Genomic DNA, 10915 nt, shown 5'->3' with positions numbered 1-10915 from the left:
AAGGATTCCCGTGTCTGACACCCCGAACGCCGAAGTCGGCGAGATGAATGAGGAGACCGCTGGCGGGTGCCCGGTCCACACGGGCCGCTTCGCGCACCCGACCGAGGGCGGCAGCAGCCGTGACTGGTGGCCGAACCAGCTCAACCTGAAGATCCTCCGGAAGCATCCCGCCGTGGCGGACCCGATGGACGACGGCTTCGACTACGCGAAGGAATTCCAGAGCCTCGACCTCGACGAGCTCGCCCGCGACGTCGACGCGGTGCTCACCGACTCCCAGGAATGGTGGCCCGCCGACTTCGGCAACTACGGCCCGCTGTTCATCCGGATGGCCTGGCACAGCGCCGGCACCTACCGGATCGACGACGGCCGCGGCGGAGCCGGCGCCGGGCAGCAGCGGTTCGCGCCGCTGAACAGCTGGCCGGACAACGGGAACCTCGACAAGGCGCGCCGCCTGCTGTGGCCGGTCAAGAAGAAGTACGGCAAGAAGATCTCGTGGGCCGACCTGATGATCTTCACCGGCAACCGCGCGCTCGAGACGATGGGCTTCAAGACCTTCGGCTTCGCCGGCGGCCGCGCCGACGTGTGGGAGCCGGACGAGGACGTGTACTGGGGCCCGGAGCGCACCTGGCTCGGCGACGAGCGGTACAAGGGCGACCGCGAGCTGGAGAACCCGCTGGCCGCGGTCCAGATGGGGCTCATCTACGTGAACCCGGAAGGCCCGAACGGCAACCCGGACCCGATCGCCGCGGCGCGCGACATCCGCGAAACGTTCGGCCGGATGGCGATGAACGACGAGGAGACCGTCGCGCTGATCGCGGGCGGGCACACCTTCGGCAAGACGCACGGCGCGGCCGACGCGGACGTGCACGTGGGCGCCGAGCCGGAAGGCGCCTCGATCGAGCAGATGGGCCTCGGCTGGAAGAACAGCTTCGGCAGCGGCAAGGGCCGGGACGCGATCACGAGCGGGCTGGAGGTCACCTGGACCCCCACCCCGACGAAGTGGAGCAACTGGTTCTTCCACAACCTCTTCACTTACGAGTGGGAGCTGACCAAGAGCCCGGCGGGCGCGCACCAGTGGAAGCCGAAGAACAACGCCGCCGCGAACACCGTGCCGGACCCGGAGACCGGTGACCTCAACCGGGCGCCGAGCATGCTGACCACCGACCTGGCGCTGCGCTTCGACCCGATCTACGAGCCGATCTCGCGCCGGTTCTACGAGAACCCGGACCAGTTCGCGGACGCCTTCGCCCGCGCCTGGTTCAAGCTCACCCACCGCGACATGGGCCCGGTCCAGCGCTACCTCGGCCCGCTCGTGCCGCAGGAAGAGCTGATCTGGCAGGACCCGGTCCCGGCCGTCGACCACGAGCTGGTCGACGACGCGGACGTCGCCGACCTCAAGGCGAAGGTCCTCGAGTCCGGCCTTTCGGTCGCGCAGCTGGTGTCCACCGCGTGGGCGTCGGCCTCGACCTACCGGCACAGCGACAAGCGCGGCGGCGCGAACGGCGCCCGCATCCGCCTCGAGCCGCAGCGCGGCTGGGAGGTCAACGAGCCGGACGAGCTGGCGCAGGTGCTGCGCACGCTCGAGGGCGTCCAGGAAGCGTTCAACAGCGCGCAGACCGGCGGCAAGAAGATCTCGCTCGCCGACCTGATCGTGCTGGCCGGCGCGGCGGGCGTGGAGAAGGCGGCGAAGGACGGCGGCGTCGAGCTCACCGTTCCGTTCACGCCGGGCCGCACCGACGCGACGCAGGAGCAGACCGACGCGGACTCGTTCGCGCCGCTCGAGCCGAAGTCCGACGGGTTCCGCAACTACCGCGGCAAGGCCAACGCGCTGCCGTCGGAGTACCTGCTGGTGGACAAGGCGAACCTGCTCAACCTGAGCGCGCCGGAGATGACCGTGCTGGTCGGCGGCCTGCGCGTGCTGGGCGCGAACTACCAGAACTCGGCGGCGGGCGTGCTGACCGACCGGCCGGGCACGCTGACGAACGACTTCTTCGTCAACCTGCTCGACATGGGCACCGAGTGGAAGCCCGCCGACGGCGAGGGCCCGAACGCGGAGTCCTTCGAGGGCCGCGATCTCGCCACCGGCGAGGTCAAGTGGACCGGCACCCGCAACGACCTGGTGTTCGGCTCGAACTCCGAACTGCGCGCCGTCGCCGAGGTCTACGGCAGCGACGACGCCAAGGAGAAGTTCGTCCGCGACTTCGTCGCCGCGTGGCACAAGGTCATGAACAACGACCGGTACGACCTGGTCTGAGTTTCCTGATCAGCTGATCGGAAAAGGGCTCCTTGCGGGAATTCCCGCAAGGAGCCCTTTTTTCGCATCACCCGGGTCGCGCGCTGCGGGTCAGCTCTGGACGAGCTTGCCCATCGCGTTGACCTCGTCGACGTCGCCGGTGTTGAAGAACGACCACGGCACGGTCACGAAACCGCTGTCGCCCCAGCCGGAGCCCCAGCTGTTCTCGATCTTCACGCCCTGGTCGTTGTAGGCCACGATGGTCACCTCGTGCCCGCCGACGACCGGGTCGCTGTTCGAATCGCCGGGCAGGTACGAGTAGTCGCTCGCGGTCGAGGAGTTCAGGTCCATGAAGCTCTGGTGCACGGTGAACCCGATCGCGACCGGCTCGCCCTGGGAAATGGCGTTCTCGATGTCGGACCGCGCCGCGTCGCCGCTCGTGGACAATTGCGTGTAGCCGGACAGCTTGTAGTGCGCGGCATTCGCTTTTTCGTTCTGGTCGGGCTGAGTCGTGTAGTCGAAATCGCCCTGCCAGTAGTCGGATTTGGTGTCGATGCCCTGCTGCTGTTCCATCGGCAGCGCGACACTCGCCCAGGTGCCCTGGTCGTTGCCCTTGGCGATCTGGGAGTAAATGAACATCGGGGCCATCGGGCCGCCGCTGATGCCCTGCTCGTTCATCAGCACGCCGTAGCCGGTGTAGCCGGTGGCCCAGGTGACGCACGAGCCGACCTGGCCCTGGTCGCCGGGTGCGTTGGCGTACTGCGTGAGGTCGCCGCTGGAGGGCAGTTCGGCGGTGGTGCGCTGGTGCACGGGGAGCGCGGAGTTCGCGTGGGCGTGCATCCTGGACTGCGCGGCCTTGAGCCCGGCGACGTTCAGCCCGAGGCCGTGCTTCTGGTGCTGCGGGTGGTGCTGGGCGGCGGCCGCGGAGGCCGGGGTCGCGCCCATCGCCGCGGCCATGCCGGCGGCGGCGAGCAGGGAAACGAGTGCGGACGTTTTTCTGATCTGCATTCTCATACTCCTTGTGGGCATGCAGAAAAAGAAATCGGAAAGGGTGGGGAGGTGGATCCGACCACAGCAAAGGTAGATCGGCGGAAATTTTCCGGGAACCTACGAAAGGAGGGAACGTATCAACTGCGGTATTTGCGGGGGATCGATCAAGTGGACATTATGCCCGTTACCGCCGCTATTCCGGCGTACTGGTCCATGATGGACTCATGGGAAATCCTTGCCCCGGCAGTGGTTTGAACCATTCGGCGAGGGTTTCGCGTAGTGCGCGGAGACTCTGCCGCGATGGGCGCGGCGCGGGCCGAGGTCCGTGAAGGGCTCCTTGAGGGAATCCGATTCCCTCAAGGAGCCCTTCACGGACCATTGCCGGGGAGAGAAGCACGCTGCGCGTCGCGTGCGAAAGCCGCCGCAGCGAACCGCCGGGCGATGCGGGTGCGCTGGTGCGGTGGGCTCCCACGAAGTACGTGAGGGGAACCCTGAGGGAATCAGATTCCCTCAGGGTTCCCCTCACGTACCGTCGCGCCGCGCAACCCGCTGCGGAGAAACCTCAGTCCGGCAGCGGGGTCGTGCGCGCGCCGTTGAGAAGGGCGTCGATCGCCCATCGGGAACGTGTGTCGGCGTTGCCGGAGAACAGATTCCCGCTCGCCGCGGCGATGTTCGGATGCGTTTCCGGCGAGAGCCCGCGGACGGTTTCGGCGAGCATGTCGTGCTGCCGTTCCGCGTCCGGGCGGTCTTTGCGGGTGCTGTGCTCGACCGCGCTGGCGGTGGCGACGAGCAGCAGGAGGTCGACCGTCCACGCGGCGGGGCCGGACGGCACCCCGGCTTCGGCGAGCAGGCCGAGCACGGTGTCGACGACGGCGAGGTAGTTCGGTCCGTTCAACGGGGTCACGAGTGCGACGCGGGCGAGCCCGGGGTGCGCGTACAGGACGTCGCGGTAGGTGGACATGACTGTCCACAAGCGACTCCGCCAGTCGGCTTCGGCGGCACCGGCGGCGGTGGTGGGGACTTCGCCGAGGAGTTCGTCGAGCACCGCGGCGTGGAGTTCGTCGGTGTCGCGGACGTAGACGTAGAGCGAGGCCGGACCGGTGTCCAGTTCCTTCGCGAGCCGCCGCATGGTGACGCGTTCGGCGCCTTCGCGGCGCACGACGTCGAGAGCGGCCGCGACGATGCCTTCGCGGCTCAGCGCGGGCTTGGCGGGACGTTCCCGGCGGTTGTAGCCACTCGCGGTCATCCGCCCATGGTAGGCGCACGCCGCCCGAACGGTCTGGACCTTGGCCGGTCTACTCGGCGAGCACGCTGTCCAGGGTGGGCTGGACGTCGGTCCGCAGGACCGCGCCGAGGTAGACGGCCGCGACCCGCTGCTGCTTGTCCACGACCAGCGAGATCGGCACCGCGCTCAGCGGGAGGCCGCGCAGCCGCAGGGCGACCCGGCCGGACGGGTCGAAGATCGACTCGTAGCTGAGCCCGAGGTCCTTGACGAAGTCGGCGGCGTACTTCGGGTTGTCGCGGACGTTGATGCCGAGCACCCGGATCCCGCGGGCGTGTCCGGAGTCGGCGATCGTCTGCAGAGTGCGCGCTTCGGCGCGGCACGGCCCGCACCAGGCGCCCCAGAGGTTGAGCAGGACGACTTTGCCGGAGTAATCGGCCAGCGACAGGTCCTTGCCGGGTTCGCGCAGGCTCTGGCCCTTGAGGTCCGCTACCTTTTTGCGCTGCTCCACGGGATAGTGGATGGTCGTCTGCCCGCCCGGCGAGACGAATTCGAACGTGTCCGGCTGGCTGACCGCGTCCTTTCCGGTCGCGCACGCGGTGAGGGGCAGCAGTGCCAGCAGAAACAGGCGACGGGCGAGGCGCACACGGCATGGTATCGCTGATACCGCGGGCGGCCTCCGCCCCGGTTTTCTAGGCTGGACCTCGTGTGGGAGAGAGCGCGGGACCGGTTGCGGAGCAGGCTGGCCGACGGCTTGGCCCGGTCCGGGCTCACGCTGCCCTGGTGGGTGCCGATGGGGACGACCGCCTTCACGGTGATCGGGCTGATCGTCGCGGTCGGGCAGCGGGCCGGGTCCGCGCTTCCGGTCGCGATCGGCGGGTTTCTGCTGGCCACGGCATCGACGCTGCTGTGGGTGTGCACCGGGCGGCTCGCGCCGTCGTGGGTGAAGGCGCTCGGGATGCTCGCCGGGATCGGGCTGCTGCTGACGCATCCGGTGGTGCCGGACTTCGCGCCGATGCCGTTGATCGTGCTCACCGGCGAACTGGGGTCCATCGCTTCGGCGCGGGTCGCGTTCGCGGCGACCGGCGGGGCGATCGCGGTGCTCGGGGCGGCCGCGCTGACCGTCGGGCTGGTCGGGTTCCCGGTGTACATGCTCGCGGTGGTGGTCGGGATGGCTGCCGGGTTCATGCTGCGCTGGTACGTGCGTGCGCTGGACGCCGAGCGAGGCAAGCAGGAAGCCGTGCGCGAACAGGCGATGCTCGGCGAGCGGCAGCGGATCGCGCGCGAGGTGCACGACGTGGTCGCGCATTCGCTGAGCATCACGTTGCTGCACGTCACGGGCGCGCGGCACGGGTTGCGCACGGATCGCGACATCGACGAAGCCGTCGCGGCGCTCACCGAGGCGGAGCGGATCGGACGGGCGGCGATGGCCGATATCCGGCGCACGGTTGGATTGCTCGCGCAGGAGTCGGCGGGGACGCGGCCGTTGCCCGGTGCGGGCGACATCGCGGACCTGGTGGCCGAAACGTGCGCGGCCGGGCTGGTCGCGGACTACGAACTGAGGGGTGACGTGACCGCGGTCGACAGCACGGTGGGGCTGGGGCTCTACCGGATCGTCCAGGAGTCGCTGGCAAACGTCGTCAAACACGCACCGGGGGAGAAGGCGTTGGTACGACTGGAGATTGACGCGACGGACGCGCGGCTGACAGTCCGCAATGGACACAACGGCGCGGCGCGCAACGAGGGTGGTTCGGGGTTGGCGGGCATGACAGCACGCGCGCATCAGCTCGGTGCGCGGCTGGCAGCTGGACCCGAGGGCGGCGAGTGGGTAGTCGACGTGGCGGTGCCGTTGGCGCGCGGGGCCGCGTCGTGACCGCTGCCGCCGGGGAAACGCGGGTCTTGCTCGTCGACGATCAGGAGCTGGTGCGGTCCGGGTTGCGGTTGATCCTGCGTCGCCGCGACGGGTTCGTGGTGGTGGGCGAGTGCTCGGACGGCGACGAGGTCCCGGCCGCGCTCGAAGCGGCCGGCGGGGTCGATGTCGTGGTGATGGACCTGCGGATGAAGCGCGTTGACGGCATCGAGGCGACGCGACAGCTGCGCGCGTCCGGCCCGCGCCCGCCGGTGCTCGCGCTGACCACGTTCGATGACGACGAACTGCTCGCCGGGGTGCTGCGCGCGGGCGCGGTCGGATACGTGCTGAAGGATTCCTCCGCGGAGGACCTGATCCGCGCGGTGCGAGCGGTCGCGATGGGCGAGGCGTGGCTCGATCCGGCAGTCACCGGACGCGTGCTCACGACCTACCGCGAGGCGGCGGTGGATCGCCCGGCGATGCCGTCCGGGTTGTTGACGCCGCGCGAACTGGATGTCCTGACCGCGGTGGCGCGGGGTTTGACGGACGCGGAAATCGCCGGAACGCTGGGGATTTCCGCGAGCACGGTCGAGGCGCATTTCGAGCGGCTGTGCGCGAAACTCCGCCTCCGCGACCGGGCGGCGGCCATCGTCTACGCCTTCGACCACGGCCTGGTCACCCCCGGTGCCGCCCCCGCCCCGGTCGACGCGGATTCGTTGCGGTTCAGCGTGCTCGGCCCGTTGCAGGCTTGGCGGGGGCCGAACCTGCTGGACCTGGGCCCGGTGCGGCAGCAAGCCCTGCTCGCGGCGCTGGTCCTGCGTCCGGGCGAGACGGTCAGCCCTGGGGAGTTGCTCGACGGCGTCTGGGGTTTGGAGCCGCCCGGCACCGGTGGCCGGGTGGTTCCGGTTTACGTGCACCGCCTGCGGAAATGCCTGCGCGGGGCTGGCGAGCGGACGGAAGACTCGGTCATCGGCAGCGATCGCGGCGGATACCGCTTCGCGGGGGAGCGAGCGCAGCTGGACGTCACCGAGCTGACCGACCGGATCTCGGAAGCCGCGACCGCCACCCGAGGCGGTGACCCGGCAGCCGCGGTCGACGCGTACGACGGTGCGCTGGCCCTGTTCCACGGCGAGCCCTTGGCGGGATTGCCCGGCCCGTTCGTCGAGGGGGAACGCGTGCGCCTGACCGAGCGGCGGCTGACGTTGGTGCAGGAGAAAGCCGTGCTGCAGCTGAAGCTCGGGCGAACCGACGACGTGGTGCACGAGCTGTCGGCGTTGCTGGCGGTGCATCCGCACCGGGAACCGCTGGCGGTGTTGCTGATGCGGGCGCTCCACGGCGGCGGCCGCCGGGCGGACGCGCTGGCGGTGCACCGGCGGATGCGGGAACGGCTGCGGGCGGACCTGGATGTCGAACCGGGGGCGGAGCTGGACCGGGAGTTGCGGGTGGTGCTCAGCTCGGAGCGGGGTCCCTCGTGAGTGCGCACGGGACCCTGCACCATGTCGAGTTGTGGGTGCCGGACCTGGCCCGCGCGATCGCGTCGCTGGGATGGCTGCTGGAAGAGCTGGGATATCAGCGGTTCCAGGACTGGGAGGCCGGACGCAGCTGGCGGCTCGGGCCGACGTACCTCGTGGTCGAGCAATCCCCGGCGCTGACCGCGGACCGGCACGACCGTTGCCGGCCGGGGCTGAACCACCTGGCTTTTCACGTCAAGGACGCGGCGACGGTCGAGCGGTTGGCCGCCGACGCCGCCCGGCACGGGTGGCAGCTGATGTTTCCGGAGAAACATCCCTATGCGGGCGGCGCGGAGCACTACGCCGCGTACCTGCAGAACGACGACGGCTTCGAGGTCGAGCTCGTCAGCTCTGCTGCGCGGTGCTGACCGGAGTGCGCGGGCGGCTTTGGCTCGGGTACTGCGAATCCGCCGAGTCCGAGTCCGAAGAATCCGCGTACTGCGAAGAAGCCGGATAACGCGACGAAGCCTGCGAAGAAGAATCCGAAGAGCTGGAGTCCTCCCCGGAACTGCTCTTCGACGCCTCGCTGAGCTTCGTCATCAGCTGCGTCGCGGCTTCCAGCCCCTGCGTCACCGAAGTGATCAGCTGCAGCAGATTGTCCGAGTCCGACAGCAAAACCCCGAGCTTCTGCGCGATCTGCCCGCCGTACTGCGTCGCGATCGCCACCGCCTGCGGGATCGCCGCCGCGATGCTCGCGCCGAAGGTCGCCTGCGCGGCGGCGAACGCCTGCGTCATCAGCTGGATAATCTGCCCGACAGCCTCCGAAATGAGCCCGCCGACCTCCTGCTGCGCCTTCGCGACGACCTTCCCCGCTCCGGTGGCCGCCTTGGCCATCGCGATACCGGCCTGACCGACAGCCTCGACGCAGTCCGCGTGCTGGGAGCTGTTGTCGCGGTAGCTCGAAGCCGAAGAACCGCTCCACTCCGACGTCTCCGGACCCGCCGACTGCCGGTAGTCGTCCGCGACGGACGACACCTGCTGGCCGCCGCCCTCCATGCCCTGCGAGTGCGACGACACCGAATCCGGGTTGCCCTGCAACTGTTTCAGCGGTTCTTCCAGGAACCGCACCAGCTCGGTGATCATCCCGAACCCGGCGGAGGTCAACGCGGCGAGCGGGTCCTGCGACGCGCCGAGCAGGTCGAGCGCGGTGGTCGCGCCGCCGAGCCCGGCGGACACCCAGTCGTGGTTCTCGACCGCCTTCGTGGTGGTCTTCAGGTCTGCCAGCAGCTGGCCGGAGTCGGTCACGGCAGGTCCTTCCCGGGCAGCGAGGCCGCGTTGCCCTGGTCGCGACGCTCGTAGCTTTCCGCGGCCTGTGTGAGATTCGCGCTCACTTTGTCCACAGTGGACGATGCGTGCGAGACGGCGTCGTTGGTCTTGCCGACCGCTGCTTGCAGGCCGGCGGTGAGGAACTGCACGAAGACGCCGAGCGCCTGGTCGCCGAGTCCGGACGGGGCGCTGCGGGCGACATTGCCGAGCCGGTCGGCCAGGTCGCCGACGGTGGCCGCGTGCCGGCGCAGTTGCGCGGGGTCGACCTCGAAGCCGGCGGTCACGAGATGATCCCCGGGTTCGCGAAGTAGTCGTCCTCGCGCGGCGCGGCGGGAGCGGCCTCGACCGGCAGGTTGTCGCGGACGAGCTGGAGTGCCGGGCCGTCGCCGACGTAGTCGGTCATGATGTCCACGACCTGCGCGCCGGCCTGGCGGTGCGCGTCGTGGACGGTGGCGAGGATGAGCCGGGCGAGCGCGTCGGCTTCCAGCGCGCGGGCGGCAGGGCTCAGCCGCAGGTCGGTCAGTGCGCCGCTCGGGCCCACCTCGACCTCGACCTCGCCGCGCGGGGACGCGGCCCGGCCGCCGACGCGGCTGAGGCTCGCGCTCGCGGCCTCGGCGTTCGCCTGCATCCTGGACAGGTTTTTCTGGTAGTCGGCGAGCCAGGCCGCCGAGTCTTGGATCGGCACGGAAGGTCCTCCGGTCGTTTTCGGTGCGGTCATCACGGCCGCCGCGCGGCGGTGGCCATCTCGCCGAGGGCGAAGCGCAGGTCGGCCGGGCGCAGCGAGTTCACGCTGAGCCAGCCGCCCCGCGCGGGGTTGATCCGGACGCGGCCGCGCGGTCCGTCCATCCAGGACAGTTCGCGGCCTGCCCTGGTGCGCCCGTCGCGGGTCGCGCCGAGCTGGCCGCGGCCGGTCAGCGGGACGACCAGGCCGACGAGGCTGTCCAGTGCCGCCGGGTCTCCGCCGCTGTCGTGGACGAGGTCGCGCAGCCGGTGCGCGCGCGAGGCGTCGTCCTCGTCGTCGGTGAGCGCCATCGCCTCCTTGACCGCGTGCGCGGGCAACGTGACCGGCATCGTGCGGGCCGCCTCGACCTGCGGAATCTCCGCGAGCACGGCGTCCACCAGCGCGGTCTCGTCCACCCGGCGCACCGACAGCGTGTCGGCCTCGAGCCGTTGCCGGCAGATCAGCGCGGAGGATCGGTAGACGAGTGCGGTGACGGCGGTCGCCCCCTCGGCGTCCGCCACCACCAAATCGACGATGCCGCGGCGTTCGCGCAGTGCGGTCACGGCTTCCGCGGCGAGGCCGTCCGGTCCGGATTCGTCCGCGAGACCGCGCGCCTGCAGCGCCTGTCCGGCGGTGGCGAACAGGATCTCGCGTTCGCCCTCGATCCGGCCGTAAGACGGCACCTGCAACGGAAACGGCCAGCTCGCCCCGGCGTGCACGGCCAGCAGGTCGGCCTCGACAAGTCCGATGTGGACGGTCTCGTCGCCGGCGCGCGGCAGCACGGCGGTCATTCGGCTTGCCGTTCGAGCCGCTGGAACGCTTCCTGCACTCCGGATTCGTGCTCTTGATAGCGCCGGATGCCCGCCTGCAGCGCCTCGTGGAACCCGGTCAGCTCGGTGTCCGCGGCGCCCAGTTCGCCGGTGAGCCCGGCGTGCCCGGCGGCCTCGCGCAGCCGCTGCGCCAGGTGCAGCGCGGGCGGCGCGGTGCCGAGTTGCGGGAGCCGGTCGGCGAGCCGTCCCGCCGAACCGACGAGTTCCCCGGTCTGCTCGCCGAGCCTGCCCAGCGCGGCGACCTGCCGGTCCAGCGCGTTCGGGGCGACCTCGTGGCCGGTCATCGGAAACTC

The 10915-nt window shown here is 70.3% G+C and carries 12 protein-coding genes; 4 read left to right on the top strand and 8 right to left on the bottom strand.

Going from position 1 to position 10915, the window contains the following annotated elements:
* Positions 1 to 10 precede the first annotated feature (10 nt).
* Positions 11 to 2254 carry a catalase/peroxidase HPI gene (gene katG, locus PUT80_RS40875; protein ID WP_275295338.1) on the top strand — a complete coding sequence of 748 codons (2244 nt, stop codon included), beginning with the start codon at positions 11 to 13 and terminating at the stop codon, positions 2252 to 2254.
* 90 nt (positions 2255 to 2344) lie between these two features.
* Here katG and PUT80_RS40870 read toward each other — a convergent pair whose 3' ends face one another.
* From PUT80_RS40870 to PUT80_RS40860, 3 genes are all read right to left on the bottom strand, one after another.
* Positions 2345 to 3241 carry a C1 family peptidase gene (locus PUT80_RS40870; RefSeq protein ID WP_037820547.1) on the bottom strand — a complete coding sequence of 299 codons (897 nt, stop codon included), beginning with the start codon at positions 3239 to 3241 and terminating at the stop codon, positions 2345 to 2347.
* A gap of 544 nt (positions 3242 to 3785) precedes the next feature.
* A complete protein-coding gene (locus PUT80_RS40865; RefSeq protein ID WP_275295337.1) occupies positions 3786 to 4469 on the bottom strand; it encodes a TetR/AcrR family transcriptional regulator in 684 nt (227 codons plus the stop codon).
* 49 nt (positions 4470 to 4518) lie between these two features.
* Positions 4519 to 5091 (bottom strand): TlpA disulfide reductase family protein, encoded by a 573-nt coding sequence (locus tag PUT80_RS40860; protein ID WP_275295336.1) that lies wholly within the window; start codon positions 5089 to 5091, stop codon positions 4519 to 4521.
* A gap of 60 nt (positions 5092 to 5151) precedes the next feature.
* On the opposite strand from PUT80_RS40860, the gene PUT80_RS40855 reads away from it, so the two are divergent.
* From PUT80_RS40855 to PUT80_RS40845, 3 genes are read left to right on the top strand one after another with little or no spacing between them, the layout of a single operon-like run.
* Positions 5152 to 6318 (top strand): histidine kinase, encoded by a 1167-nt coding sequence (locus PUT80_RS40855; protein WP_275295335.1) that lies wholly within the window; start codon positions 5152 to 5154, stop codon positions 6316 to 6318.
* Positions 6315 to 7769, top strand: a complete 1455-nt coding sequence (locus tag PUT80_RS40850; RefSeq protein WP_275295334.1) for a BTAD domain-containing putative transcriptional regulator — start codon at positions 6315 to 6317, stop codon at positions 7767 to 7769. The genes PUT80_RS40855 and PUT80_RS40850 overlap by 4 nt, the downstream gene beginning before the upstream one ends.
* A complete protein-coding gene (locus PUT80_RS40845) occupies positions 7766 to 8173 on the top strand; it encodes a VOC family protein (RefSeq protein ID WP_275295333.1) in 408 nt (135 codons plus the stop codon). Before PUT80_RS40850 ends, PUT80_RS40845 begins: the two co-directional genes overlap by 4 nt.
* Here the strand turns inward: PUT80_RS40845 and PUT80_RS40840 are convergent.
* From PUT80_RS40840 to PUT80_RS40820, 5 genes are read right to left on the bottom strand one after another with little or no spacing between them, the layout of a single operon-like run.
* Complete coding sequence (locus PUT80_RS40840) at positions 8151 to 9050, bottom strand: hypothetical protein (RefSeq protein ID WP_275295332.1); 900 nt, start codon at positions 9048 to 9050, stop codon at positions 8151 to 8153. The two genes, PUT80_RS40845 and PUT80_RS40840, sit on opposite strands and share 23 nt — an antisense overlap.
* Positions 9047 to 9355 carry a type VII secretion target gene (locus tag PUT80_RS40835; protein ID WP_238608068.1) on the bottom strand — a complete coding sequence of 103 codons (309 nt, stop codon included), beginning with the start codon at positions 9353 to 9355 and terminating at the stop codon, positions 9047 to 9049. The genes PUT80_RS40840 and PUT80_RS40835 overlap by 4 nt, the downstream gene beginning before the upstream one ends.
* Positions 9352 to 9789 carry a YbaB/EbfC family nucleoid-associated protein gene (locus tag PUT80_RS40830; RefSeq protein WP_051173186.1) on the bottom strand — a complete coding sequence of 146 codons (438 nt, stop codon included), beginning with the start codon at positions 9787 to 9789 and terminating at the stop codon, positions 9352 to 9354. The genes PUT80_RS40835 and PUT80_RS40830 overlap by 4 nt, the downstream gene beginning before the upstream one ends.
* Entirely contained in the window at positions 9789 to 10583 is a 795-nt protein-coding gene (locus tag PUT80_RS40825; RefSeq protein WP_037820535.1) for an ESX secretion-associated protein EspG, read from the bottom strand. Before PUT80_RS40825 ends, PUT80_RS40830 begins: the two co-directional genes overlap by 1 nt.
* Positions 10580 to 10906 carry a hypothetical protein gene (locus PUT80_RS40820; RefSeq protein WP_037820534.1) on the bottom strand — a complete coding sequence of 109 codons (327 nt, stop codon included), beginning with the start codon at positions 10904 to 10906 and terminating at the stop codon, positions 10580 to 10582. The genes PUT80_RS40825 and PUT80_RS40820 overlap by 4 nt, the downstream gene beginning before the upstream one ends.
* Positions 10907 to 10915: the final 9 nt, after the last annotated feature.

It is taken from the genome of Amycolatopsis sp. La24 (assembly GCF_029087445.1).
In the GTDB taxonomy this organism is placed as follows: domain Bacteria; phylum Actinomycetota; class Actinomycetes; order Mycobacteriales; family Pseudonocardiaceae; genus Amycolatopsis; species Amycolatopsis nivea.
This window is presented reverse-complemented; position numbering and strand designations above follow the sequence as displayed.

Bases quoted from the DNA above. Each gene is read 5' to 3' on its own strand.
- PUT80_RS40870 (WP_037820547.1), bottom strand. From the start codon at position 3,241: ATGCAGATCAGAAAAACGTCCGCACTCGTTTCCCTGCTCGCCGCCGCC.
- PUT80_RS40820 (WP_037820534.1), bottom strand. From the start codon at position 10,906: ATGACCGGCCACGAGGTCGCCCCGAACGCGCTGGACCGGCAGGTCGCC.
- PUT80_RS40830 (WP_051173186.1), bottom strand. From the start codon at position 9,789: ATGACCGCACCGAAAACGACCGGAGGACCTTCCGTGCCGATCCAAGAC.
- PUT80_RS40865 (WP_275295337.1), bottom strand. From the start codon at position 4,469: ATGACCGCGAGTGGCTACAACCGCCGGGAACGTCCCGCCAAGCCCGCG.
- PUT80_RS40825 (WP_037820535.1), bottom strand. From the start codon at position 10,583: ATGACCGCCGTGCTGCCGCGCGCCGGCGACGAGACCGTCCACATCGGA.